This window comes from Streptomyces panacea (assembly GCF_040560175.1).
GTDB lineage: Bacteria > Actinomycetota > Actinomycetes > Streptomycetales > Streptomycetaceae > Streptomyces > Streptomyces panacea.
This window is the reverse complement of sequence record NZ_JARJHW010000005.1, coordinates 1-24,851: the sequence shown is the minus strand read 5'-3', so window position 1 is coordinate 24,851 and position 24,851 is coordinate 1. Positions and strand designations below refer to the sequence as shown.

General features: G+C 71.1%; 21 protein-coding genes and 2 tRNA genes. 19 read left to right on the top strand and 4 right to left on the bottom strand.

All coding sequences use genetic code 11. The annotated features are described in order from the left end of the window. Window positions 1–116 precede the first annotated feature (116 nt). From P3L51_RS02580 to P3L51_RS02555, 6 genes are all read left to right on the top strand, one after another. A complete protein-coding gene (locus P3L51_RS02580; protein WP_354603355.1) occupies window positions 117–2,288 on the top strand; it encodes a CDP-glycerol glycerophosphotransferase family protein in 2,172 nt (723 codons plus the stop codon). Window positions 2,289–2,487: 199 nt separating this feature from the next. Next, a complete protein-coding gene (proB, locus tag P3L51_RS02575; protein WP_354603354.1) occupies window positions 2,488–3,615 on the top strand; it encodes a glutamate 5-kinase in 1,128 nt (375 codons plus the stop codon). A gap of 145 nt (window positions 3,616–3,760) precedes the next feature. Then, on the top strand, window positions 3,761–4,288 hold the full coding sequence (locus tag P3L51_RS02570) for a DUF8830 family protein (protein ID WP_354603353.1): 528 nt from the start codon (window positions 3,761–3,763) through the stop codon (window positions 4,286–4,288). Window positions 4,289–4,394: 106 nt separating this feature from the next. Further along, window positions 4,395–5,687 (top strand): glutamate-5-semialdehyde dehydrogenase, encoded by a 1,293-nt coding sequence (locus P3L51_RS02565; RefSeq protein ID WP_354603352.1) that lies wholly within the window; start codon window positions 4,395–4,397, stop codon window positions 5,685–5,687. Between the two features lie 92 nt (window positions 5,688–5,779). Further along, window positions 5,780–6,376, top strand: coding sequence for an SCO2584 family spore wall biosynthesis protein (locus P3L51_RS02560; protein WP_354603351.1), 597 nt, complete (start codon window positions 5,780–5,782; stop codon window positions 6,374–6,376). 118 nt (window positions 6,377–6,494) lie between these two features. Next, entirely contained in the window at window positions 6,495–7,589 is a 1,095-nt protein-coding gene (locus P3L51_RS02555; RefSeq protein WP_354603350.1) for an SCO2583 family membrane protein, read from the top strand. A gap of 23 nt (window positions 7,590–7,612) precedes the next feature. On the opposite strand, the gene P3L51_RS02550 is transcribed toward P3L51_RS02555, so the two are convergent. Then, window positions 7,613–8,725 carry a M48 family metallopeptidase gene (locus P3L51_RS02550; protein ID WP_354603349.1) on the bottom strand — a complete coding sequence of 371 codons (1,113 nt, stop codon included), beginning with the start codon at window positions 8,723–8,725 and terminating at the stop codon, window positions 7,613–7,615. Between the two features lie 195 nt (window positions 8,726–8,920). Between P3L51_RS02550 and P3L51_RS02545 the strand changes: the two genes are divergently transcribed. From P3L51_RS02545 to P3L51_RS02510, 8 genes are all read left to right on the top strand, one after another. Next, window positions 8,921–9,085 (top strand): hypothetical protein, encoded by a 165-nt coding sequence (locus tag P3L51_RS02545; protein ID WP_354603348.1) that lies wholly within the window; start codon window positions 8,921–8,923, stop codon window positions 9,083–9,085. A 38-nt stretch (window positions 9,086–9,123) separates the two neighbouring features. After that, complete coding sequence (nadD, locus tag P3L51_RS02540) at window positions 9,124–9,750, top strand: nicotinate-nucleotide adenylyltransferase (protein ID WP_354603347.1); 627 nt, start codon at window positions 9,124–9,126, stop codon at window positions 9,748–9,750. A gap of 19 nt (window positions 9,751–9,769) precedes the next feature. Further along, on the top strand, window positions 9,770–11,494 hold the full coding sequence (locus P3L51_RS02535) for an LCP family protein (protein WP_354603346.1): 1,725 nt from the start codon (window positions 9,770–9,772) through the stop codon (window positions 11,492–11,494). Between the two features lie 75 nt (window positions 11,495–11,569). Beyond that, entirely contained in the window at window positions 11,570–12,001 is a 432-nt protein-coding gene (rsfS, locus tag P3L51_RS02530) for a ribosome silencing factor (protein WP_354603345.1), read from the top strand. Beyond that, window positions 11,998–12,651, top strand: a complete 654-nt coding sequence (locus P3L51_RS02525; protein ID WP_354603406.1) for a histidine phosphatase family protein — start codon at window positions 11,998–12,000, stop codon at window positions 12,649–12,651. Before rsfS ends, P3L51_RS02525 begins: the two co-directional genes overlap by 4 nt. Before the next feature lie 131 nt (window positions 12,652–12,782). Further along, a tRNA-Ala gene (locus P3L51_RS02520) sits at window positions 12,783–12,855 on the top strand. Window positions 12,856–13,233: 378 nt separating this feature from the next. After that, window positions 13,234–13,398, top strand: a complete 165-nt coding sequence (locus tag P3L51_RS02515; RefSeq protein WP_354603344.1) for a hypothetical protein — start codon at window positions 13,234–13,236, stop codon at window positions 13,396–13,398. A 3-nt stretch (window positions 13,399–13,401) separates the two neighbouring features. After that, window positions 13,402–13,635: a hypothetical protein gene (locus P3L51_RS02510; RefSeq protein WP_354603343.1), complete on the top strand. Its 234-nt coding sequence runs from the start codon at window positions 13,402–13,404 to the stop codon at window positions 13,633–13,635. Here P3L51_RS02510 and P3L51_RS02505 read toward each other — a convergent pair. Next, entirely contained in the window at window positions 13,614–14,891 is a 1,278-nt protein-coding gene (locus P3L51_RS02505) for a glycosyltransferase 87 family protein (RefSeq protein ID WP_354603342.1), read from the bottom strand. The two genes, P3L51_RS02510 and P3L51_RS02505, sit on opposite strands and share 22 nt — an antisense overlap. Window positions 14,892–15,010: 119 nt before the next feature. Between P3L51_RS02505 and P3L51_RS02500 the strand changes: the two genes are divergently transcribed. Then, window positions 15,011–15,083 (top strand) — tRNA-Ala (locus P3L51_RS02500). Between the two features lie 75 nt (window positions 15,084–15,158). Beyond that, the gene (locus tag P3L51_RS02495) at window positions 15,159–16,058 is read left to right on the top strand and encodes a putative RNA methyltransferase (protein ID WP_354603341.1); all 900 of its coding nucleotides are present in this window, start codon (window positions 15,159–15,161) and stop codon (window positions 16,056–16,058) included. A gap of 61 nt (window positions 16,059–16,119) precedes the next feature. Here the strand turns inward: P3L51_RS02495 and P3L51_RS02490 are convergent, their stop codons facing one another. Together P3L51_RS02490 and P3L51_RS02485 are read right to left on the bottom strand one after the other, a co-directional pair. After that, window positions 16,120–17,715 (bottom strand): ferredoxin, encoded by a 1,596-nt coding sequence (locus tag P3L51_RS02490; RefSeq protein ID WP_354603340.1) that lies wholly within the window; start codon window positions 17,713–17,715, stop codon window positions 16,120–16,122. Further along, entirely contained in the window at window positions 17,712–19,403 is a 1,692-nt protein-coding gene (locus P3L51_RS02485; RefSeq protein ID WP_354603339.1) for a ferric reductase-like transmembrane domain-containing protein, read from the bottom strand. The genes P3L51_RS02490 and P3L51_RS02485 overlap by 4 nt, the downstream gene beginning before the upstream one ends. Before the next feature lie 520 nt (window positions 19,404–19,923). On the opposite strand from P3L51_RS02485, the gene leuS reads away from it, so the two are divergent. The 3 genes from leuS to P3L51_RS02470 all read left to right on the top strand — a co-directional run. Further along, window positions 19,924–22,824: a leucine--tRNA ligase gene (gene leuS, locus P3L51_RS02480; RefSeq protein ID WP_354603338.1), complete on the top strand. Its 2,901-nt coding sequence runs from the start codon at window positions 19,924–19,926 to the stop codon at window positions 22,822–22,824. Between the two features lie 138 nt (window positions 22,825–22,962). Then, window positions 22,963–23,808, top strand: a complete 846-nt coding sequence (locus tag P3L51_RS02475) for a hypothetical protein (protein WP_354603337.1) — start codon at window positions 22,963–22,965, stop codon at window positions 23,806–23,808. A 222-nt stretch (window positions 23,809–24,030) separates the two neighbouring features. Continuing rightward, window positions 24,031–24,851 (top strand): DegV family protein (locus P3L51_RS02470; RefSeq protein WP_354603336.1); only part of this gene is annotated, 821 nt, incomplete at its 3' end.

The following is a 24,851-nucleotide window of genomic DNA, read 5'->3' as shown; positions in this document are numbered from 1 at the left end:
GGGCCTTTGCGGTCGCCTATTCGGCGAATTGCAGAGGCCCGTGTGCGTGAAGCCACGGCTTCACAATTCCCGCCAACTGTGAAATAACCGGCACCCTCCCCTGGAGCAGGTTCTTCGTGATTTCGACCGCCATTCGCCTGGCCCGCGTGGGCAGCCGAGCCGAGCTGGCCGCGGCAGCCCTGCTGGGGCTGGGATACCCCTGCGTCATGCTCGCAGCGCTGATCCCGAACCTCTGGTTCTTCGCGGCGGCCTGCGCCGTGACCTACGGCGCCGACCGATTCCTGCATCAGCGGAACAGCTATCTGATCAATCGGCTCAACAAGGTCCGGGCCGGTCTCTCGATCCGCTTCCTGGTACGCCAGTTGCTGCTCGTGCTGCTCCTGGCCCGAATGGACCTGGCCGAACAGCCCCTGTTCTACGCGGCGGTCGCCGGTTTCCTGCTCTTCTACGGCATCCAGGCACCGCAGGGCGCGCTGGCGACCCTGATCCGGCTGCGCCGCGGCATGCCGGTCGTCGCCCGCAACGTGGACCTGCACGCCCTGCGCATCCCGGACGCCCCGCCGAACTACCTGGTCAGCCGCTCCGCCGAGAAGATGCTCCACCTCGACGTGTTCGCGATGGCCGGTCTGCTCGTCGCCGCCCAGACCGGCACCGACGCCTACGGCTACGCGGGCCTCGGCATCACACTCGTCCTCGGCGTGATCTACATCCTGCTGCTCGTGCCCTACCTGCGCCGCAGCCGCCGCGTCCCGACGGCGCCCGCCGTCCTCGGCGCCGTCGACAACTGGCTGCGGGAGTACCAGCCTTCGGTGGTCCTGTACTTCTCCGGCTCCAAGGAGTCCGCGTACCAGGTCAACATGTGGCTGGAGACCCTGGAGCAGTCCGAGGGCCGGCCGCTGGTCATCCTGCGCGAGCGGGCCATCATGACCCAACTCGCCCCGACGTGGCTGCCGGTGCTCTGCGTCCCCGGCGGCACGCACCTGATGAACCTCGACCTGTCGTCGGTCCACGTCGCGCTCTACGCCGCGAACGTCGGCAAGAACATCCACCTGCTGCGCGTCCCGACCATGAAGCACGTCTTCATCGGCCACGGCGACAGCGACAAGATTGCCAGCGTCAACCCGTTCAGCAAGGTGTACGACGAGGTGTGGACGGCCGGCCGGGCCGGCCGCGACCGCTACGCGCTGGCCGACGTCGGCGTACGCGACGACGACATCGTCGAGGTGGGCCGCCCGCAGCTCGCGCCGATCAGGACCGGCTCGGGCGCGCCGGGGCACCCCGTACCGACGATCCTGTACGCCCCCACCTGGGAGGGCTGGGACGACAACCCCGGCAACACCTCGCTCCTGCTGGCCGGCGAGAACATCGTCGAGCGGCTGCTGAAGGCCGAGAAGCCGGTCCGCGTCATCTACAAGCCGCACCCCTTCACCGGGATCCGCGACAAGAAGGCCAAGGCCGTCCACGACCGGATCACGGCGATGGTGCACGCGGCGAACGTGGCACGCGCCGCGGAACCCCGCTGGGCGAAGGAGACGACGGACGCGCAGGCCGGACAGGCCGCCGCACGCGCCGAGTTGACCCGTATCCAGGAGCGGCTGGCCGCGCTCTCCGCTCCCGGCCGCTCCGGCGGCGACGAGTCGGAGGAGTCGCGCGTCTCGCTCGCCGACCCGGAGCGGCTGGACCGCGCGAAGGCGCTGCGGGCCGAGTGGAACGACGCGTACTGGCGCACCTTCGGCTGGTGGGAGCACAAGGTCGTCACGGGCGCCGAGCCCAAGCTGTACGACTGCTTCAACGAGTCCGACGGCATGGTTTCGGACATCTCCAGCGTGGTGTCGGACTTCATCGCGAGCGGCAAGCCGTACGCGGTGACGGACTCGGCGCAGTTGGGCGTCGAGGAGTTCAAGCGGCAGAACACCGCCGTGCGGGCCGCCGTCGTCCTGTCAAACAGCGCCGCCGAACTGGACGAGTTGCTGAACGCGGTCGCCGACCCGGCGGCCGACCGGCTGGCGTCGGCCAGGCGTGAGCTGAAGACGTATCTGCTCGGCCCCGACGAGCCGACGTCGATCGAGCAGTTCAACGCGGCGGTGGCCGCCCTCGGTGCCAAGGCCGTGGCGCGCAACACCGGTGTCGCGCAGCGGCTGAGCGCGCAGGAGCAGCCCGGCACGGAGCCGGAGAGCGAGCCCGCGGCCGACCCCGAGGCGGAGGGCGCGGTGGCGGAGGCGGCCGAGGCGGCGGAATCCGCCGACGCCACCGAGCCGAACGGGGCGCAAGCGCCTGTCGCACGCTGACGGAACACCACGCCCACGGCCCGGACGACCTCATGAGGGGGCTCTCCGGGCCGTGGCCGTGCGGGCGTACGTACCGGGCCCGGCCCCGTGCCGGCGCCGCCCACGGGCGACACCATCGCCCTCCCGGACACCGGCCGCCCCCTGTCCAGCGCGTGAAACGAGGGCGCGCCGCCGGGGCCCACTGGCATACATTCGGGCCGTGACAGTGGCAAGGCAGCACGTAACGGAAGCCCGCAGGATCGTCGTCAAGGTCGGCTCCTCCTCGCTCACCACCGCCGCGGGCGGGCTCGACGCCGACCGGGTCGACGCGCTCGTCGACGTACTCGCCAAGGCCCGCGACGGCGGCGAGAAGGAGATCGTGCTCGTCTCCAGCGGCGCCATCGCCGCCGGCCTCGCCCCACTCGGCCTCGCCCGCCGCCCCCGCGACCTCGCCCGGCAGCAGGCGGCGGCCAGCGTCGGCCAGGGGCTGCTCGTCGCCCGGTACGCCTCGTCCTTCTCGCGCTACGGGCTCCGCGTCGGCCAGGTCCTGCTCACCACCGACGACACCAGCCGCCGCTCGCACTACCGCAACGCCTACCGCACCCTCGACCAGCTGCTCACCATGGGCACCGTCCCGGTCGTCAACGAGAACGACACCGTCGCCACCGAGGAGATCCGCTTCGGCGACAACGACCGGCTGGCCGCGCTCGTCGCCCATCTCGTCCGCGCCGACCTGCTCGTCCTGCTCTCGGACGTCGACGGCCTCTACGACGGCGACCCCGGCAAGCCGGGCAGCTCACGCATCTCCCGCGTCGACGGCCCCGCCGACCTGGTCGGCGTCTCCATGGGCAGCGCGGGCAAGGCCGGTCTCGGCACCGGCGGCATGGTCACCAAGGTCGAGGCGGCCAGGATCGCCGCCGCCGCCGGCATCCCCGTCGTACTGACGTCGGCCGGGCGCGCGGGCGACGGTCTCGCCGGGCGCGACACGGGCACGTACTTCGCCCGAACCGGGCGCCGGTCGGCCGACCGGCTGCTCTGGCTCGCCCACGCGTCCACCCCGCAGGGCGCGCTGACCCTCGACGACGGCGCCGTACGGGCCGTCGTGGAGCGCCGCACCTCGCTGCTGCCGGCCGGAATCGCCGCGGTGGAAGGCGAGTTCAGCGCGGGAGACCCCGTCGAGCTGCGTGACACGGCGGGCCGGGCCGTCGCCCGTGGCCTGGTCAACTTCGACGCCAAGGAGATTCCCCAGCTCCTGGGCCGCTCCACCCGGGATCTGGCGCGGGATCTCGGGCCCGCGTACGAGAGGGAGGTCGTACACAGGGACGATCTGGTCGTCCTGCATCCTTGACCTTCCCCTGAAACGGCTGAAAGTCCGGTTTTTTGGAAGGGACCTTTACCGAAACCACCCCATGCCCCGTCCCGGACTGGTCAACTTTGTCTCAGGGGTAAGAGGTGGGGTAGCAGTACGACGACGCACCAACAGGAGGCCGCCGGTGAGACGAACGCGCCCGGGGTCGGGGTCCCTCGGGTCAGGAGGAGGCACCTTGCACGCCCGGAGGGCCGCGGGGGAAGAGCGGACGTTGACCAGCGTCGGAGCGGGGCCGGACTTCGACGGCTTCGACGACGTACAGGATCCGGGCACGTCCCGGAAGACACAGTCGCGCGGGGAGGACCGCGCGGTGTCGAAGCTCTGGCACATCACGCTCAGCGTGTCGGGCTCCGAGGCGCCGCTCATCGAGGTCAGACGGGGCCTCGAACAGCTCGCCCACGACCATCCGTTCCTGCTGACCAGCAGATACGCGAACGACCACGCGGAGATCCGCTACTGGGAAGAAGCCCGGGACCTGCACGACGCGGCGGCTGTCGCGCTGCGGCTCTGGGGTGAGCACCGGTCGAGCGCCAAGCTCCCGCCGTGGGAGATCGTCGGCCTCGAAGTCATCGACAGGGAGACCTACCACCTGCGCATCGCGGAGGGCTACGGCCCGCCGCCGGCCGCGCCGGTGGGCGTCCACCCGTTCTGACGGCCGGGCCGGGGTCCGGGCCACGCCCTACACGGTGGAGGGCGTGGCCGTCTCGTACTACGGGATACGGAGGAAGTGCCCACGGCACGCGCATTACTCTGCGGGCATGACCTCGCTCTCGCCGTACGACAACCTGACCCCGGTCACCAGGACCGCCTACCGCGCCCGCTCCGCAGCCGCCGATCTCGCTCCACTGCCGCGCTCGGTCAAGGACGACGCTCTGCTGGCGATCGCCGACGCTCTCGAGGTCCGTACGCAGGAGATCATCAAGGCGAACGGTGAGGACGTCGAGCGCGCCAGGGAAGCGGGCACCAGCGAGGCGATCATCGACCGGCTGACGCTGACGCCCGAGCGGGTGCGGGCCATCGCCGCCGATGTACGGGACGTGGCCGCGCTCCCCGACCCGGTCGGCGAGGTCGTGCGCGGATCGACGCTGCCCAACGGGATCGACCTGCGCCAGGTGCGTGTCCCGCTCGGCGTGGTCGGGATCATCTACGAGGCCCGCCCCAATGTCACCGTGGACGCGGCGGCGCTCTGCCTGAAGTCCGGCAACGCCGTACTGCTGCGCGGCTCGTCGTCCGCGTACTCCTCCAACACCGCCCTCGTGCGCGTGCTGCGCGACGCCGTCGGCGGGGCCGGGCTGCCCGCCGACGCGGTCCAGCTCGTGCCCGGCGAGAACCGCGACTCCGTGCGCGAGCTGATGCGCGCCCGCGGTCTGGTCGACGTGCTGATCCCGCGCGGCGGCGCCTCGCTGATCCGCACCGTCGTCGAGGAGTCCACCGTCCCGGTCATCGAGACCGGCACCGGCAACTGCCATGTGTACGTGGACGCCGAGACCGACCTCGACATGGCCGTCGACATCCTCATCAACTCCAAGGCGCAGCGCCCGAGCGTCTGCAACGCCGCCGAGACGCTCCTGGTCCACCAGGACATCGCCGCCGCGTTCCTGCCGCGCGCGCTGGACGCGCTCGCCGAGGCGGGGGTCACCGTGCACGCCGACGAGCGGGTGCTGGAGTTCGCGGAGGCGGCGGGCGGCACGAAGGCCGACCTCGTGGCGGCCACCGCGGAGGACTGGGAGACCGAGTACCTGTCGTACGACATCGCCGCAGCCGTGGTCGATTCGCTGGACGCGGCCGTCGCCCACATCCGGCTCTGGTCCTCCGGTCACACCGAGGCGATCGTCACCACCTCGCAGGCGGCGGCCCGCCGGTTCACCCAGTTGGTCGACTCCACGACGGTCGCCGTGAACGTGTCGACGCGCTTCACGGACGGCGGCCAGTTCGGCTTCGGCGCCGAGATCGGCATCTCCACGCAGAAGCTGCACGCGCGGGGGCCGATGGGGCTGCCCGAGCTGACCTCGACCAAGTACATCGTGACGGGCGACGGTCACACACGGTAGACATGGTCACGCAGGGTGCCCGGCCCCGGGGGAATCCCGGGGAATCTCCCCTGTCTCTGCCGAAAACGCCCTCCCCGGTCTACTCTGAGAAGGTGCCGGACGACGTGGGGGGCAAGCCGTTCCCGGACGGCTGGGAGCCCGACGACGACCGCGGAGGCGCGGACGAGGACTTCGCCTCCGTGGTGTTCGACGAGGACTTCATCCGGTCAGCGCCCGTCCATGAACCGACCGCCGTCGAGCGGCTGCTGGCCGCCGCGCAGGCGCGCGCCGACGCCGAGGCGGCCCGCGCGCGGTCCTACGGAGGCTCGTCCGACGACGACCGTTACGAGGACGGCTACCGCCGGGCGGGCGAGTACGGCGACGAGCGGCCGTACGGCGCCCCCTACGACCCGGACGACCCGCACGGCGACTTCGGGCCCTACGGACCCCATGGCGGCGCTCTGCGCCCCTACCGGGGCAGCGCCCGCTGGCACCGGCCCGTCGCCTGGCTCCTCGCCGTGGTGATGGGCATCGGCATGGTCGCCCTCGCGTTCACGGCCGTCTACCGCGGGGCGTCGGGCAACCGGCAGGACCGGGTGCCGCCGCCCGCCACGACCGGCGTGGACACGTCGCGTGGCGGAGACGGGCCCGTGGGGTCGACGGAATACGCGGTGCCCAGGGTCTCCGCCGTGCCGCGCAGCACGCCGTGAAGCCCGTGAAGTGGTGACTTCCGTGCCCCTTGTGACCCCTGTGACGCTCCGTGGCTGGGGTCGTTCCTGAGGACGGCGTCCGAGTTTATGTTCGGCCCGGTCGACCTAACCTGAAGGTATGGCTGGTCGTGGAGACCCACCCGAGGGCACGCCCGAGGGGACCCCCGGCGGTGGCGAGGACGAGTACCGGTCCGTCGTCTTCGACGAATCGTTCGTCCGCGCTGCCCGGCTCCAGGAGTTCTCCGCCAAGGAGCGGATGGGCGACCACTCCCACGCCGTACGCAGACGTGACCCGGCCGAGAGACCCGGCGCCGGCTCACTGACCCCCCGCAGGGGATCGGTCCAGGCACTGCTGCTGGTGCTGGTCGTCGCCGTGGCCTTCGGGACCGCCGTCTACGTCGGTGCCCGGCCCCCGTACCGGCCGGCGCTCACCCGTTCGGCCGAACCACTGCGTATGACGGTCATTCCGCTGGCCCCGGCCGGCGCGGTGCCGGGCGACACCCCCGAGAGTCTGCTGCGGCGCAGTCCCGCCGCGCGGTTCGACGCGGGCGCTTCAGGGATCGGGCTGCCGCTGGCCCGGCGCACACCGCACTTCACCGAGAACGAGGTGATGACCGCGCTGACTACCGCCAAGGACTACCTCGTCGCCTCGTCCGTCGACCCGGACGTCCTCACCGGTGCCGAGCGCCGCTCGGTGCGCGTGATGGTGGACCCGGAACAGCTCCCGCAGTTCGACCAGAGCTTCGCGGATCCCGCCGACGACGGCAGACACGCGCCGGCGGGCTGGCTGGTGCGCTTCGACCCGGCGAAGGTGGCGCTCGCCGAATCGGCCGTACACGTCCGGGGCACGCTCCGGTTCGCCGAGTCGGGGGCCGGCACGATCGACGTGCTCTCGGACCACACCTTCGTCTACGCGCTGCGCCCCGCCGGGCGGCCGGCGGGGCAGGACGCGTCGCTGTTCACCGTCCGGCGGACGCTGCACTTCCGCTTCGACCGTGAGGATCTGCCCAGACACCGGGCCGAGTTGCTGACCAGCCAGGTCCAGGCGGGGCCGCAGAGCTGCTCGGCCGACGAGCCCGGCACGCTGCGACCGCTGCTGGCCGGCGGCAGGGCGACGCCCACCGGCCCGGCCGGCACCGACCCGTACGCGACGGGGCCGCCGACCGCCGGGCTGTGCGGCGTACTCGACACACGCGCACAGCCCCGCGGCTAGGCCGTGTCCAGTCCGGCCGGCCGTTACTTGCCGCCGTCGCCCGCGGGCCTGTCGCCGTCGCCCTCGGCGTTCGCGTTTCCGTTGCCGCCGTTGCCGGACGAACCGCCCGTGAACCTGTCCCGGAGCTTGCCGCCCAGGTCGCCCGCGCCGCCCGCGATGTCACCGACCAGCTTCATCAGCGGGTCCTTGCTGGTGCGGACCGTGTCCGCGTAGTGCGAGGCGGAGTCACGGATCGAGTCGCTCACCGAGGTGTCCTTGTCCTCCGTACGACGCGGGTAGTGCCCGTCCATGATCCGCTGGAACTCGCGGCTCTCGCCCCACTTCTTCAGCTCGGCGGCGCGCACCGTCGTGAACGGGTGCGTACGCGGCAGGACGTTGAGGATCTTGAGCACGGAGTCGCGCAGATCGCCCCCGGCCTCGTACTCCGCCGCCTGCTCCAGGAACGCGTCGACGTTCATCTCGTGCAGATGATTGCCGCCCGCGATCTTCATCAGCCCGCGCATCGACGCCTGGGGGTCCTGGCCGACCAGCAGCCCCGCCCGGTCCGCCGACAGCTCCGACTTGCGGAACCACTCGCGCAGCGCCGACACGATCGCCATGATCGCGACATTGCCGAGCGGGATCCAGGCGACCTTCAGCGCGAGATTCGTGAGGAAGAGCAGGATCGTGCGGTAGACGGAGTGACCGGACAGCGCGTGGCCCACCTCGTGGCCGACGACCGCGCGCATCTCCTCCTCGTCCAGCAGCTCGACGAGACCCGTGTTGACCACGATGATCGGCTCGTCCAGACCGATGCACATGGCGTTGGGCATCGGGTTCTGCGCGACGTACATCGTGGGGACCTTCTCCAGGTCCAGGATGTAACAGGCGTCCAGCAGCATCGTGTGCAGATGCGCGAACTGCACGTCGCTGACCCGCACCGAGTCGGAGAGGAACAGCAGCCGCAGGCTGCGCTCCGGCAGCAGGGCGCTCATCGCCTTGAAGACCGTGTCGAAACCGCTCAGCTTACGCAGCGCCACCAGGGCCGAGCGGTCCGCGGGGTGTTCGTACGCCCGTGAGGAGATACCGGGGAAGCGCTTGCGCTGCCTGCTCGGCACATTCTCGTGACTGGCTGCCTCGTGGCTGTCTTCGGTCATGGAAATCCCCTGTTCGTACGAGTCATCGGCTCGTCCCCCTGACAGCCCCCACCGTATGTGCTGCGACTACGGTTGTGAGTGGGCCGCTGTGCGCCGTCGTCGAGGACAACGTCTGAGTCGGCGTGAGCGTGCCCGGCGTGCCCGCATACGATGTGCGCGACGTCTCCGCTCCCGATCGAATAGGTCCTGCCGAAGATGAGCCTCTACAGCACCGCAGCCAACATGGTCACCGTCGCCGCCGAGGGCAGCGAGCACGGCGGCAACCACGAAAGCCTCAACGCCTACCTCATCGGCGGTGGCGCGCTGTTCGCGCTGCTCCTGGCGCTGTGGATCACCACCCGCTTCAACCGCGACCGCTGAGACGGGGCCGTAACGCCGTGCCAGTAGGCTCCGCAGGCATGGGAAAGCAGGAAGCGCCGGTCGGCGCGGGAGGTGGCGGCAAACGCCGTCTCGGCGTGATGGGCGGGACGTTCGACCCGATCCACCACGGGCACCTGGTGGCGGCCAGCGAGGTGGCCGCGCTGTTCAACCTCGACGAGGTCGTGTTCGTACCGACGGGACAGCCGTGGCAGAAGAGTCAGTCGGCGGTCTCGCCGGCGGAGGACCGTTATCTGATGACGGTCATCGCGACGGCCTCCAACCCGCAATTCTCGGTCAGCCGTATCGACATCGACCGTGGCGGCAAGACCTACACCACCGATACGCTGCGGGATCTGCACTCCCTGAACGGCGACGCGGACCTCTTCTTCATCACCGGGGCGGACGCGCTGTCCCAGATTCTCAGCTGGCGGGACGCCGAAGAGCTGTTCGCGCTGGCCCACTTCATCGGTGTCACCCGGCCCGGACACGATCTGACGGACGACGGACTGCCCAAGGGCGGCGTCTCGTTGGTGGAGGTTCCCGCGCTGGCGATCTCGTCGACCGACTGCCGGGGAAGGGTCGCGCAGGGCGATCCGGTCTGGTATCTGGTGCCGGACGGTGTGGTGCGCTACATCGACAAGCGCCAGTTGTACCGCGGCGAATGAGCCACGGAGAGGGGCACCGGTGAACGACCAGCAGCCGTACGACCCGTACGACCCGTATTACACGCGGCAGCCGCAGATCGTGGGCTACGACGAGTACGGGCAGCCGGTGTATCAGCAGCAGCAACAGCAGGAGCACCACCAGCAGGAGCACCACCAGCAGCAACAAGAGCCTCAGGCGCAGCAGTACGACCCGTACGCGCAGCAACAGCAGCAGGCGCAGCAGCAACAGGGTTACGGCTACGACCCGTACGGGCAGCAGGCCCCCTACGACCCGTACGCCCAGCAGCAACAGCAGCCGCAACAGCAACAACACCAGCAGGGCTACGGCTACGACACCGGCCAGCAGCAGGCGGCCGTCGACACCTCGCAGTGGAACATTCCGCAGCAGCAGCAGTCGGCACCGGTCGAAGAGGCCGCGCCCGTGCCCCCGCCAGCCCCGGCCCCCGAGCCCGCCGTACCGGGGCAGCGGCGGTCCGCGCCCGACGGCGACGACAAGCCGGATCAGTTCTCCTTCATCGAGGAGCCGGACGCCGACTCCGAAGACGTCATCGACTGGCTCAAGTTCACCGAAAGCCGCTCCGAGCGCCGCGAGGAGGCCCGCCGCCGCGGTCGCAGCCGCGTCGTCGCCCTGGTCGTCGTGATGGCGCTGGTCCTCGTCGGCGGCGTCGGCTACCTCTGGTACGCGGGCAAGCTGCCCAGCTTCTCGTCGGACGAGGAGAAGCAGAACACCGCCACCGGGCCGCAGAAGCGCGACGTGATCATGGTGAGCCTGCACAACACGAAGAACAAGGGCACCTCCACGGCGCTGCTCGTCAACAACTCCACGACCAAGCAGGGCGCCACCGTCCTCCTCCCCAACGCCCTCCTCGTCGCCGACGGGGAGACCGGCTCCACCGGCACCCTCGCCAAGTCCGTCGCCGACAGCGGCTCCCAGGGCACCCGCGAGTCCGTCGACACCCTGCTCGGCACCAAGATCTCCGGCACCTGGCGGCTCGACACCCCGTATCTGGAGAACCTCGTCGAGCTGGTCGGCAACATCGACATCACCACGGACGCCGAGGTCCCGGCCGCCAAGAAGGGCGAGGACCCGCTGGTCACCAAGGGCGCGGAGCAGAACCTGAACGGGCAGGCGGCCGTCGCGTACGCCACCTACCTGGGCCCCGACGAGCCCGAGGTGAAGCAGCTGGAGCGCTTCGGCGCGGTCATGCAGGGCGTGCTGCGGAAGATCTCGGAAGACCCCAAGGGCGCGACGATCACCGTCGAGACCCTGGCGCAGATCCTCGAACCGCCGATGACCGAGCAGGACCTGGGCGCCGCCCTGGCGAAGCTCGCGGCGCACGCCAAGGTCGGCGACTACAAGACGACCGTCCTGCCCGTCACCGAGGACGGCAGCCTCGGTGAGGAGGCGACCGACACCGTCGTCAAGGACATCCTCGGCGGCACCGTCAGCGCTCCCGAGGAGGGCGCCGCCCTGCGGGTCGGTGTGAAGAACGCCACGGGCGACAAGGCGGACACGGAGGCCGCCCGGGTATCGATCATCAACGGCGGCTACACCTTCGTCGACGGCGGCAAGGCCGATCCGGCCGCGTCGTCGCAGGTCACCTACGGCGACGCGAAGAACAAGGCGCAGGCGGAGGAGGTCGCCAAGACGCTCGGACTGCCGGTGAGCGCGGTCAAGAAGGACAAGGCCCCGCCCAACGCCGATGTCCTGGTCACCCTCGGCGGCGACTACGAAAGCGGCTGATCAAAAGGCTGCGTCGGCTTGTCGGCGGTCCGTGAGACCCTGGGGGTCTCCCGACCGCCGACGAAAGCATCGCCTGTGACCGCCACGGACCGCTCCACCGAGCTCATCTACGCCGCCGCTCAGGCGGCAGCAGACCGGCTCGCGCACGACATCATCGCGTACGACGTCAGCGATGTGCTGTCGATCACCGACGCCTTCCTGCTCGCCTCCGCGCCCAACGACCGTCAGGTCAAGTCGATCGTGGACGAGATCGAGGAGCGTCTTTCCAAGGAGCTCGGCGCCAAGCCGGTGCGCCGTGAGGGCGACCGCGACGCCCGCTGGATCCTGCTCGACTACGTCGACATCGTGGTCCACGTCCAGCACAGCGAGGAGCGGGTCTTCTACGCGCTCGAACGCCTGTGGAAGGACTGCCCGGAGCTGCCGCTGCCGGACGACGCCGTCAAGACCCGTGGCAAGGGCGCCGAGCACGCCGAGGTGAACGGCTCCGTGGAAGGTGAGCTGCGCTGAACGGCAGCAAAGGCGGCAGGGGCCGCCGGATCATTCTGTGGAGGCACGGGCAGACGGCCTGGAATCTGGAGCGCCGCTTCCAGGGCACGACGGACATCGAGCTGACGCCGGACGGCGTGACGCAGGCGCGTCGCGCCGCCCGGCTGCTCGCGTCGCTGCGGCCGGACGCGCTCGTCGCCTCCGACCTCAAGCGCGTCGTGGCCACGGCCGGCGAGCTGGCCTCGCTGACCGGGCTCCCCGTCCACTACGACTCCGCGCTCCGTGAGACGTACGCGGGCGCCTGGCAGGGACTGACCCACGAGGAGATCGTGGAGCGGTTCGGCGAGCAGTACCAGGCGTGGAAGCGCGGCGAGCCCGTACGGCGCGGGGGCGGCGAGCTGGAGACCGAGGTCGCCGACCGGGCCGCGCCCGTCGTGCTCCACCACGCGGACAAGCTCCCCGACAACGGCACGCTCGTCGTGGTCAGCCACGGCGGCACGATCCGCACCACGATCGGCCGGCTGCTCGGTCTTGAGGCGCACCACTGGGAAAGTCTCGGCGGGCTCTCCAACTGCTGCTGGTCCGTCCTGGGCGAGGGCGCGCGGGGCTGGCGTCTTCAGGAGCACAACGCGGGGACGCTCCCCGAGCCGGTGCTCGGCGACGACGACTGAACGGCCGGCCGCCGCAGGGGTGGCCGGAGCCGTCATGAGGGCCGTCGGAGCTCGCCGGACGTGATTTCACTTTCCGGCTGATCGCAGGCTAAAGTTCTTCTTGTTCGCAGCGCGGAGCGCGAAGAACATGAGGGGCTATAGCTCAGTTGGTAGAGCGCCTGCATGGCATGCAGGAGGTCAGGAGTTCAATTCTCCTTAGCTCCACACCTTGGATCCCGTCCTCGTCACGAGGGCGGGATTTCTGCGTTCGGGCGTTTCGGGCGTCACCGCATCCCGCGCGGGACCGCCGTCCTTCGCCGGCTCTCCTCGTCGTCCGGCGTGCAGACCACGATCCGGCAGCCCGGCAGCCCGGCAGCCCGGCAGCCCGTCGATCGACAGCGCCGCTTCGGGCGAGGCCCTGTGGGTGTGCTGACTCGCGCCGGCCGGTGCCGCGGTTCTCGGCGCGGTGGCCCGTCCGGGACAGAGGTGAGGGTCTCGCTGGAGGCTACGGCCCGGCCTGATCATGCTGTCCTCCTTGCGAAGCCGTGACAGAATCGGACGGCCGGAGGGGGACGACGGCACGGATGGGGAGGAGAGAGCACGATGCCCGCCAGCAGCATCGACGAGGTCGGTGCCCTGCTCGCGACGGCGGATTCGGCCAGTGGCCCGAGCTGCCCCTCGTGCGGTTCGTTCCATGTGGCCCAAGTACTCGGCGACAACGGCGGAGTTTCCTACGTGTGCACGGCCTGCGGCCACAGCTGGAGCTGAGTGATGGGTGCGCACAGGAGAAAATGCGACTGGTGCGGCAGTGGTACGCCCATCGTCCGGGACATGGACCCGCTCAACGCCGCGTTCCAGTACTGGTGCGAGGAGTGCGCCCGCGCGCTCATCATAAAAGGCGACCCCATCGAGACGTACCGGGAGTTGGAGGGCGAGCCGATCTACGGCCGGCTTCTCGACGAGCACTGCACGCTCAAGCGCTTCTACTCCTTCGCCACCGCGTAGTCCCCCTCGGCTCCTCGGTCACCGCCTGCTCCTTCACCACCGGGTGCCCCCGCGGGCGTCCGCTCCTCCCGGCCGGTGACGGACAGATACGCCAGCAGCCCCAGCGCCATCGTCGGATAGATCGCCGTGAGCGCCATCTGCGGTGGGTTCTGGGCGAGTTCAAGTCGTTCGGCAGCGCCGTGCGGCACCCGCCACAGCGCGTACGACAAGAAGCCCATCCCCACCACCGCCGCCCATTCCGTCCTCCCGTGCGCCACCAGGAGCAGCACCATCGGCACGCCCCACACCCAGTGGTGGGACCAGGAGATCGGACTGATCAGCAGTGCGGTGGCCGCGCAGGCGACGGTTGCCTCGGCCGTCCGCCCGCGCAGGGCCGCGGTCACCGCCACGGCAAGCCCGGCCGCCGCGACCACGGTGGCCACCGGGAGCCACCAGAGCGACGGTTCGGTGGTGTGCAGCACCCGCGCGAGCACTCCGCGCAGCGACTGGTTCGCGGCGCCCTCGACGCGCCCCACCCGGTCCGCCCGCAAGACGATGTCGGTCCAGAAGCGGTGGGAGTCGTACGGCAGGACGACGGCGGACGCGACGGTGACGGCGAGGAACGCGCCCGCCGCCGTCGCGGTCCTGCGCAGCCACGGGTTCCAGCCGGCCTCGCGGAACCGCAGCAGTCCGGTGATCAGCAGCATGACGGCGAAGAGCGCGGGGGTCAGCTTGACCGCCGCGGCGAGACCGATCCCGACGCCCGCCCAGCGGTGGCCCTCACGCCGCGTGAGGTCCCACAGGACAGCGACGCCGATCAGCAGATTGATCTGTCCGTAGCGGAAGGTCGTCCACACCGGCTCGCACCAGACGGCCGCCGCCGCCACCCACAGTGCGGCGCCGGGCGGCACCGCCTTCCGGAACGTCAACCTCAGTGAGAGGTGGACGAACGCGAGGAGGAGCAGGAGATTGCCGACCGTGGCGAGGGTGCGCATCTCCGGGACACCCAGCAGGGTCAGGGGGGTGAACAGCAGCGCCGCGAACGGCGGGTAGGTCGTCGGGAGACCCGCCCGGGTCGCGCGCATCGCGTAGAGGTCGTGCCCGTCGAGTACCGTACGGCCCTCGGCCCGGTAGACCATCACGTCGATCATCGAGACCGCGGCGGCGCGCTGCGCGATCCAGAACGCCGCGAAGGACAACAGGCAGAGAGCGGCGCCGACGAGGACGGAACGCCGACCGGCGGTGACCCGCGCGAGTACGGGAGTGAGTACGGTCACGAAGGGTGACAGTAGCAGTCCTATCGGTGCAAATCGGAAACGATTTGGCGGAGGGCCCGAGGGACCGTGTAATGTTGGCACCGCCGCAGAGGGGATACCCGAAGTGCGGTACATCACAAGGGGCTATAGCTCAGTTGGTAGAGCGCCTGCATGGCATGCAGGAGGTCAGGAGTTCAATTCTCCTTAGCTCCACATCTCAGAAGTTCCCGTCCGGACACCCTGTCCGGGCGGGTTCTTCTTGTTGACAGCCCGTCGCGGAGGAACGCCGTGTCCAACTCGCCCACCGCGCCCGGCCTTTGGCACCGGCTGCTCGACGTGCTGAGGTGCCCCCTGTGCGGCGGACCGCTCGCGCCCCCGCACAGCCCTCCGGCACCCTTCACGACCCTCCGGGGCGTCAACTCCCTGGGCTGCGCCGAGGGTCACTCGTTCGACGTCGCCCGCCAGGGCTACCTCAGCCTGCTGACCGGCAGTACGAACGCGGCGAACGCCGACAGCGCGGACATGGTGACGGCCCGGACGCTGTTCCTGGCGGCCGGCCACTACGAGCCGCTCGCCCGCGCGCTGGCCGGGACCGTCGCGGAGCTGTGCCCGCCGGGCGGCACCGTCGTGGACGCCGGGGCGGGCACCGGGTACTACCTCGCCGCCGTGCTCGACGCCCTGCCCGACGCCGTGGGACTCGGCCTCGACGTCTCGAAGTTCGCGCTGCGCCGGGCGGCCGGGGCCCATCCGCGGGCGGGCGCCGCGACCTGGGACGTCTGGAAGCCGCTGCCCGTCGTGAGCGCCGCCGCCGACGTGGTGATCAATGTCTTCGCGCCCCGCAACGGCCCGGAGTTCCGCCGCGTCCTGCGGCCGGACGGGGCCCTCGTCGTGGTCGTCCCCACGGCGCGCCACCTCGCGGAACTCCCCGCGAGCCTCGGCATGTTGTCGGTCGACGCGGCCAAGGAGGACCGGCTGCACCGCACACTGTCCGGTCACTTCCGGCAGGAGCGTACGGAGGTCGTGGAGCGGGAGGTCGCCATGACCGGGCAGCAGGTGCGCGATCTGATCCTGATGGGGCCGAGCGCCCACCACCTCAGTCCCGAAGAGGTGCACCGGAGCGTCGCGTCGCTGGACACGCCGCTCCCGGTGACCGTCTCCTTCCTCGTCTCCGCCTACCGGCCGCACTGACGGTCGGCCTCGTGAAGGAGGCCGGTCTCTCGGAGCGGGCCGGCCTCCTCAGTAGGACGCGTCAGCGCCCGCTGCCCAGAGCCTTCCTGCCACCGCCCGGCGGCAGGGCCGCCGGACCTCCCTGCCGCGCGGGCCGCTGCGGCGCGGGCAGCTCGATACGGAGCGCGAGCGCCGGGCAGCGCCGTACGGCACGCTGGGCACGGCCCCGCAGATGCATCGGTACGGAGGCGTCGGCGAGCGCGGGGTAGCCGTCGGGGCCGAGCCGGATCAGCTCGGGCACGATGTCCGCGCAGAGCCCGTGCCCCTGGCAGAGCGTCCAGTCCACGGCCAGCTTCTCGCCGCTCGGGATGGACTCCTCCGCGGTCTGGTAGCCGGGCCCGGGCAGCGGCAGCACGCCGGTGGTGTCACGCCCGCAGCCGCCGTCCAGCACATGCGCGGCGAGGTCGTCGGTGAAGGCGGAGAGGGTGGACATGAAGAACCGCGCGGACCCGTCGGGATGCTTGCACGCGCCCCGCCCCCGTACCGCCTGGGTGACCTCGCGCAGCGCCTCCAGGGCCGCGGGGCCGCCCCCGTTCAGCACGTCGCTCAGGCCACCCGCGGCGGCCGGCAGGCCGAGCTTGCAGGGCCCGCACTGACCGGCCGTCTCGGCGGCCAGCCAGTTGGCCACCCGAAGCGCCTCACCCAGCGGGCAGGTCTCCGGGCCGATCGGCAGGATCGCGCCCGCGCCCAGCGACCCGCCCACCGCCGCCAGGGACTCACGGGAGACGACGGCGTCGTGCGCGGCCACGGAGTCGATCCAGTTGCCGTGGTAGCCGCCGGTCAGCACGCCCTGGGGGAGCGGCGGCGCCCCGGCGAGCTGGAGCACGTACCGCAGCGGGACTCCCGTCGGCACCTCCACGACCATCGGGCGCGCGACACCGCCGGAGACGGTGAGCATGACGGTTCCCGGCTCCGCGTCGAGCCCGGTGTGCCCGTAGCGGCGTGCGCCGATCCGGGCGCCGATGGCCAGTTGCGCGTACGTCTCGGCGTTGGACAGCAGCGTCGGGGCGCCCCCGACGCCCGACTCGGCGGCCCGCTCGCGGCGGCCGGGCGGCAGGGCGGGCCCGCCGTTCGCCGCCCGGATGACGGACGAGGCCTCGCCGGAGACCATGCGCTCGGGTGTACGGACGACCCGCGCCCTCAGTTGCTGCCCGCGCCGGTCGGACAGGCCGCGCTCGGCGAGTGCGGCCCGCATGGATATCTCGGTGGAGTTGCGGGTGACGGCGACGACCAGGGTGCGGGCGCCGAGTGCCTCGGCCGCCAACAGGGCGCCGTCCAGGATGAGATGGGGCGCCCGGTTGAGCAGCACCGTGTCCTTGCGGCAGGCCGGCTCGCCCTCGCTGCCGTTGATGACGACGACGGGGCGCACCCCGCGCCGGATCGATGCCTTGGCGACGGCGCGCAGCTTCTTGCCGAAGGGGAATCCGGCGCCACCGCGTCCGCGCAGGGTGATGTTCTCGGCGAGCTGCGCGAGCAGTTCCCCGGTCAGCGGCTCCAGCGGCCCGTGCACCTTGAGGTGCATGGAGAGGTCGAGTCGCTCGACGAGGTCGAATCCCTGTGTCAGCTGGGGAAGGCCGACGACACGGACTTCGGGGACATCGGGGAGAGGGGCGTTCACTGTCGGTCTCCTGCGGGTGGGTACCAGGGTTCACCGGCACTCGGGGTTCCGCCGCCGTTGGCGGGAGGCTGCTGGAACGTGTCGTCCGACTGCCGGTACAGGTCGGCTTGTTGGTAGAGGTCGGGCCCCGGGGTGGCATCGGGCCGCGGGTAGGGGGCCGACTGTAGGTACGTGTCGGACGGCCGGTTTGTCTCAGCCTGCTGGTACGTCTCCTGCTGCTCGTACGTCTGGAACGTCTGCTGGTACGGAGACGGCTGCTGGTACGGGTCGGCCACCGGCGGCGCGGCGGCGGGCTCGTTGAGCCGGGCCTGCGCGGGGGGCGGGGGCGACGGCGTCGGCCACATACCGGCCCCGGCCGCCGACGGCTCGCTGATGACCGGTATCTCCTCGGTCATGGGGATGCGTTCGGCGTAGGGGATCTCGGCCGACGTCAGCGGGTCGGACGGGCCGCCGAAGGGCGAGGGCGCCGGTGCCGGGGCGGAGGGATCGGTACCGAAAGAGACGGCGCGGTAGCCGGCCGACAGGCCCGTACCCGTACTCGGGCCGGGGCCGCCACGCCCCGTACCGCCTCCGGCTCCCGCGCCGGTCCGCGTACCCGGATCGACGTACGTGTCCGCGAGCGGGTCCGGGTAGGGAACCGCGGGCGGTGTGGGCGGGGCGGCGGCGTACGGCGCGGCCGACGGCGGCGCGTAGGAGCCGGGGACGAAGGTGTCCGCGAACGGGTCCGCACCCGTCGGGCGCCCCGCCTCGTAAAGAGGCGGCGACGGCGGGGCGATCCGCGGCGGGACACGGCTCGCGCCCAGCGGCGCCGCCGACGCCCCGGCGGAAGCCGGCGCGGACGCGGACCGCTGGCGCGGGAACCGCTGCTCGAACTCCACCTCCGGCACATTCACCGCGCCGGGCAGCGGATCGCGCGTCAGATCGCGGCGGCCGGACTCGCGGCGGCCCGAATCGCGGAGACCGGACTGCTCCGGCTCGGGAGTCTCGCGTACGCCACCGGTCAGCTTGAGGATCTTGTCGGCGACACGGCGCCGGACCGGCTGCGGCAGCATTCGTACGGAGACGGCGCCGATGACGGCGACGAGCGCCAGGCAGTACATGGTCATCACCCAGGTCGCGGCGGCACGCCCCGCGTACAGCCCGTGCATCAGGGCGAAGCACCAGGCCGGATAGGCCAGCATGTGCAGCGCGCGCCAGCGGCCGGCGATCTTGCCGGGGAGGGCGAAGGCGCTGCGCAGCGCGCCCGTCGCGGCGGCGATCACCATCAGGAAGCCGGCGAGCGAGCCGAGGCCGATGAGGCCGTTGGTGCCGGTGATCCCGAGGCCGAAGGGGAGCACCGCGCCGATCAGCGCCACATGTCCGAGCGAGACCTTCACCGTGGCGTGCAGCAGCAGGAAGCCGAGGGAGGCCATCGCCGTGAACCGGTGGATGCCCTGGGCGAGCAGCCGGTGGCGCGGGGAGAGCAGCAGCCGGTCCGTGGCCATCAGGCCCCAGGCGACGGCCGCCGTCAGGGACACCAGCGACAGAACGCCGGTGGTGAAGTCGAGCATGGCGCGGAACCCGTCACTCCCCGCCACGGCGAGGAGAGGGACGAGAACGAGCGCGGCGACCGACAGCCCGCCCCGGACCGAGGGGCTCATGCCGCGGGTCGAGGGAAGGGCTGAACGGATCTTGCTTTGAAGCGTCATAGGGGCAACTCCGAATGGCTCGGCAAAGCGGTCCCGTTGCTGCCGCATGCTAAGTCGCTCCAAACCGGGCAGTACGCCGTTTGCAGGTTTACCGAGGGGATTGGGCGTCAACTGACCCTGGGGTTGCCCCGGATAGGGTCGATACGCGGAGTAATCCGGGCGCCGAAGGTTCGATGAATCACATATCGCCGATGGCCTGTTCCCGACTCGAACGATCTTGTATGGGTCTCGAACGTCCCGGCTTCGGCTCGGCCCCGTCCCGGCTCCGTCCCCGTTTCGGCTCGTGCCGCGCCCGACCGCGTCCCCCACGGGCCCGTCCCCGCGCCCGAATCCGCCGTGCGAGCCCTCCGCCCGCTGCGGTACCCTGCTCGCATGCGTGCCGTACGCCTTCTGCTTAGCGAGCCGCGCTGATCAGTACCGACGGATGACAGATCCGGCCGGAATCAGCGTGGCTGCCCCCTCCTGTGTGAGGGGTTTTTTCATTCCCGCGGCAGAGACGATCGATGGAGCTTCAGAGGACATGAGCGAGACGAATCCGGCCGCCGCCGGCGCGGAGACGACCGCGACGACCGCGCCGCACCGCTACACGGCTGCCATGGCCGCCGACATCGAGGCACGCTGGCAGGACTTCTGGGACGCCGAGGGCACCTACGAGGCGCCGAACCCGGCGGGCGACCTGGCCGGGGACCCGGCCGTCGTCGCGCGCCCCAAGAAGTACGTCATGGACATGTTCCCGTACCCCTCCGGTACCGGACTGCACGTCGGACACCCACTCGGCTACATCGCCACGGACGTCTACGCCCGCCATCAGCGCATGAGCGGGTACAACGTGCTGCACACGCTGGGCTTCGACGCCTTCGGCCTGCCCGCCGAGCAGTACGCGATCAGCAGCGGCACCCACCCCCGGGTGTCGACCGAGGCCGCCATGGAGAACATGACGCGGCAGCTGCGCCGACTGGGCCTGGGGCACGACAAGCGGCGCTCGATCGCCACGATCGACCCCGAGTTCTACCGCTGGACCCAGTGGATCTTCGTACAGATCTTCAACTCCTGGTACGACCCGGACGCCGACCGGGCCCGCCCGATCACCGAGCTGGTGGCGCGGTTCGAGAGCGGCGAGCGCGCGACGCCGGACGGCCGGAGCTGGGGTGAACTGACCGAGAACGAGCGGGCGGACATTCTGGGCGGGTACCGGCTGGCGTACGCCTCCGACGCCCCCGTCAACTGGTGTCCCGGCCTGGGCACCGTCCTGGCCAACGAAGAAGTCACCGCCGACGGACGCTCCGAGCGCGGCAACTTCCCGGTCTTCAAGTCCAAGCTGCGCCAGTGGAACATGCGCATCACCGCCTACGCCGACCGGCTGCTGGACGACTTGGACGCGCTGGACTGGCCCGACGCCATCAAGCAGCAGCAGCGCAACTGGATCGGGCGCAGCGAGGGCGCGCGCGTCGACTTCCCTGTCGGCGACGCCGGTGCCATCACCGTCTTCACGACCCGTCAGGACACCCTGTTCGGCGCCACGTACATGGTCCTGGCGCCGGAGCACGAGCTGGTCGAGAAGATCGTCCCGGCCGCGTGGCCCGAGGGCACGCACGACGTGTGGACGGGCGGCCACGCGACGCCCGCCGAGGCCGTCGACGCGTACCGCAAGCAGGCCGCCTCGAAGTCCGACGTCGAGAGGCAGGCCGAGGCCAAGGACAAGACGGGCGTCTTCACCGGGGCGTATGCGACGAATCCGGCCAACGGCGAGCGGATCCCGGTCTTCATCGCGGACTACGTCCTGATGGGGTACGGCACCGGCGCGATCATGGCCGTTCCGGCCCACGACAGCCGTGACTTTGCGTTTGCACGCGCTTTCGAACTGTCGATGCGCTGTGTCGTGGAGCCGAAGGACGGCCGGGGCACCGAGCCCTCGGAGTGGGACGACGCGTTCGTCGCGTACGACTCGAAGATCGTCAACTCCTCGGCCCCCGCCGTCACACTGGACGGACTGGGCGTGGTCGATGCCAAGGCGAAGATCACCGAGTGGCTGGCCGCCGAGGGCATCGGCGAGGGAACCGTCAACTTCCGGCTGCGTGACTGGCTGTTCAGCCGGCAGCGCTACTGGGGCGAGCCCTTCCCCGTCGTCTACGACGAGGACGGCATCGCGCACGCGCTGCCCGAGTCGATGCTGCCGCTGGAACTGCCCGAGGTGGACGACTACTCGCCGCGCACCTTCGACCCGGACGACGCGGACACCCGGCCCGAGACGCCGCTGTCGCGGAACGAGGACTGGGTCGCCGTCGAGCTGGACCTGGGCGACGGCAAGGGCGTACGGAGCTACCGCCGCGAGACCAACACCATGCCGAACTGGGCCGGTTCGTGCTGGTACGAGCTGCGCTACCTGGACCCGCGCAACGCCGAGAAGCTGGTCGACCCGGCCGTCGAGCAGTACTGGATGGGCCCGCGCGAGGGCATGCCGCACGGCGGTGTCGACCTGTACGTGGGCGGCGCCGAGCACGCCGTACTGCACCTGCTGTACGCGCGCTTCTGGTCCAAGGTGCTGTTCGACCTGGGTCATGTCTCGTCGGTGGAGCCGTTCCACAAGCTGTACAACCAGGGCATGATCCAGGCGTTCGTCTACCGGGACAGCCGCGGCATCGCGGTCGAGGCGGGCGAGGTCGAGGAGCGGGACGGCGCCCACTGGTTCCGGGGCGAGAAGGTCAGCAAGCTGCTGGGCAAGATGGGCAAGTCCCTGAAGAACGCGGTCACTCCGGACGAGATCTTCGCGGAGTACGGCGCCGACACCCTGCGGCTGTACGAGATGGCGATGGGCCCGCTGGACGTCTCGCGGCCGTGGGACACCCGCGCGGTGGTGGGCCAGTACCGGCTGCTGCAGCGGCTGTGGCGCAACGTCGTGGACGAGGCGACCGGTGAGATCACGGTCGTCGACCTCCCGGACGCCGACATCGACGTGACGACGCTGCGCGCGCTGCACAAGGCGATCGACGGGGTCGGCCAGGACATGGCCTCGCTGCGCTTCAACACCGCCATCGCCAAGATCACCGAGCTGAACAACCATCTGACGAAGGTGGGCGGGCCCGTCGCCCGCTCGGTCGCGGAGCGGCTGGTGCTGCTGGTGGCGCCGCTGGCGCCGCACGTCGCCGAGGAGCTGTGGCGCAAGCTGGGGCACACCGGCTCGGTGGCGCACGAGGACTTCCCGGCCGCCGACCCGGCGTATGTGATCGACGAGACGGTCACCTGCGTCGTACAGGTCAAGGGCAAGGTCAAGGCGCGGCTGGACGTCTCCCCGTCGATCTCGGACGAGGAGCTGGAAGCGCTGGCGCTGGGCGACGCCGCGGTGGTCGCGGCGCTGGGCGGCGCGGACATCCGCAAGGTGATCGTGCGGGCGCCGAAGCTGGTCAATATCGTGACGGCGTAGCCCCAGCGGGGTATGCGTGGGGGGCCCGCGAGTACAGGGCTTTCCCTTACGGGCAGTTTGGGGGGCCGGACGGAACCCTCAGGCTGCCCGTTCCGTTTACCGTGGAAGGACCGACGTCGAAACCGGAGAGGCATCCACATGGAGGCCGTGCTTTTGATCGTGGCGCTGCTCTTTGTCGCATTCGTGGCCTTGGGCGTATTCGTGAGCGTCAAGGCGGTCCGTGCTGCCAAGCGGGGCGTGGACCGTACGATCACGCAGGCCCGCCGGACGGTCGAGGACACGACCCTGAGGGCCAAGAGCCTCGGGCAGACCGGGGTGCCGGCCGAGCTGGCGCAGCTCCGGCTGACACTGCGTACGTCGATGCGGGCCACCCAGGAGGCGCTCCGGGCGAACGAGGCGGAGGACGCCTCGCTGGCGGAGGCGCTGAACCTCTTCCAACGGCTGAGTGTGCACGGGCGTGAGCTGGACGACGAGTTGAGGCGGCTGGAGCGGGACCCGGACCGGGCGACGATCGCGCAGCGGCTCGGCGAGCTGCGCGAGCGTACGGAACGGATCACGAAGTCGGCCGACTCGCTGCGGTGGGCGGCCAGGGACCGGGCGCGGAAGTTCTCCGAGGACGAGCTGACGCTCCTGGGCGAGCAGATCGACGTCGAGTCGGGGGCGCTGCGGCACTGGTCGGCGGTGGACCCGCACGCGGATGCGCACGCGGACCCGCACCGGCAGGGGGCCTCGCAGCCGCAGGACCGGCCCAGGTCCGAGCCCATGGAGTGGCCGGAGCCGGAGCCCGCGAGCGAGCCGGAGGCGACGGGGCGACGTGGCGGGCGCGCGGCGCGTCCGGAGGGCGTGGAGCCCACGCTCGCCGACCAGACATGGCCCGATCCGCCGCCGGCGGGCGAAGGACCGCAGGCGATCGAGCCGCCCGACCCCCGGCGGACGACCTATCCCTGGCGGGAGAAGTCGGCGCGGCCGGAGACGACGAACTGACGTCCCGGTCCGCCCGCCGCAGGCTCGCGACTGATCGGGTTACGGGCGGTCGGACCGGGCACACGCATGGCGCGGTGGCGGGTCGTCAGGGATGCGCACCCGTCGAGAGCGGGTACGGCGAAGCAAGGAAGAGGGCGGAAGCCGATGGGGACCTCTTCGAATTCGACGGGCGTGGCGGGGCCGGGCTCCCGACCGGCGGTCGCGGCGGGTAACCTCCCGCTCATGTCCCGCCATGTCGCGATCGTCACCGATTCAACGGCCTACCTGCCGCCCCAGGCGATGGAACGCCATGGCATCACCGCGGTCCCGCTGACCGTGGTTCTCGGCGACCGGGCCCTCGAAGAGGGCACCGAGATCTCGGCCAGGTCGCTCGCGCTCGCGCTGCAGAAGCGGCGCTCCGTGACCACCTCGCGGCCGAGCCCCGAAGTCTTCGCCGCCGCCTACCGGGCAGCGGCCGGGGCCGGGGCGACGGGCATCGTCTCCCTGCATCTGTCGGCGGAGTTCTCCGGGACGTACGACGCCGCGGTCCTCGCCGCGCGCGACGCACCCGTGCCGGTACGGGTGGTGGACACCGGGATGGTCGCGATGGCCCTCGGCTTCTGCGCGCTGGCGGCGGCCGAGACCGCGGAGGCGGACGGGTCGCTGGACGAGGCGGTGGCCGCCGCCGAGAAGCGGGCCGCCGGGACATACGCGTACTTCTACGTCGACACGCTTGACTACCTGCGGCGCGGCGGCCGTATCGGCACCGCGCAGGCACTTCTCGGCTCGGCGCTCGCCGTGAAGCCGTTGCTCCAACTGGACGGCGGGCGGATCGAGTTGCTGGAGAAGGTGCGTACGGCTTCGAAGGCCATCGCGCGCCTGGAGGAGATCGTCGCCGAGCGGGCGGGTACCGGTCAGGTCGATATCGCCGTGCACCATCTCGCGGCGCCGGAACGGGCCGCCGCGCTTGCCGACCGGCTGCGGGAGCGGGTGCCGGGCCTTGCCGAGATGCATGTGAGCGAGGTGGGCGCGGTGATCGGGGCGCACACCGGGCCGGGGCTGCT

Bases quoted from the DNA above. Each gene is read 5' to 3' on its own strand.
- P3L51_RS02545 (WP_354603348.1), top strand. From the start codon at position 8,921: ATGAGCCTCTACAGCACCGCAGCCAACATGGTCACCGTCGCCGCCGAG.
- P3L51_RS02485 (WP_354603339.1), bottom strand. From the start codon at position 19,403: ATGACGCTTCAAAGCAAGATCCGTTCAGCCCTTCCCTCGACCCGCGGC.
- P3L51_RS02515 (WP_354603344.1), top strand. From the start codon at position 13,234: ATGCCCGCCAGCAGCATCGACGAGGTCGGTGCCCTGCTCGCGACGGCG.
- P3L51_RS02510 (WP_354603343.1), top strand. From the start codon at position 13,402: ATGGGTGCGCACAGGAGAAAATGCGACTGGTGCGGCAGTGGTACGCCC.
- nadD (WP_354603347.1), top strand. From the start codon at position 9,124: ATGGGAAAGCAGGAAGCGCCGGTCGGCGCGGGAGGTGGCGGCAAACGC.
- P3L51_RS02565 (WP_354603352.1), top strand. From the start codon at position 4,395: ATGACCTCGCTCTCGCCGTACGACAACCTGACCCCGGTCACCAGGACC.
- leuS (WP_354603338.1), top strand. From the start codon at position 19,924: ATGAGCGAGACGAATCCGGCCGCCGCCGGCGCGGAGACGACCGCGACG.
- P3L51_RS02555 (WP_354603350.1), top strand. From the start codon at position 6,495: ATGGCTGGTCGTGGAGACCCACCCGAGGGCACGCCCGAGGGGACCCCC.
- P3L51_RS02550 (WP_354603349.1), bottom strand. From the start codon at position 8,725: ATGACCGAAGACAGCCACGAGGCAGCCAGTCACGAGAATGTGCCGAGC.
- P3L51_RS02475 (WP_354603337.1), top strand. From the start codon at position 22,963: ATGGAGGCCGTGCTTTTGATCGTGGCGCTGCTCTTTGTCGCATTCGTG.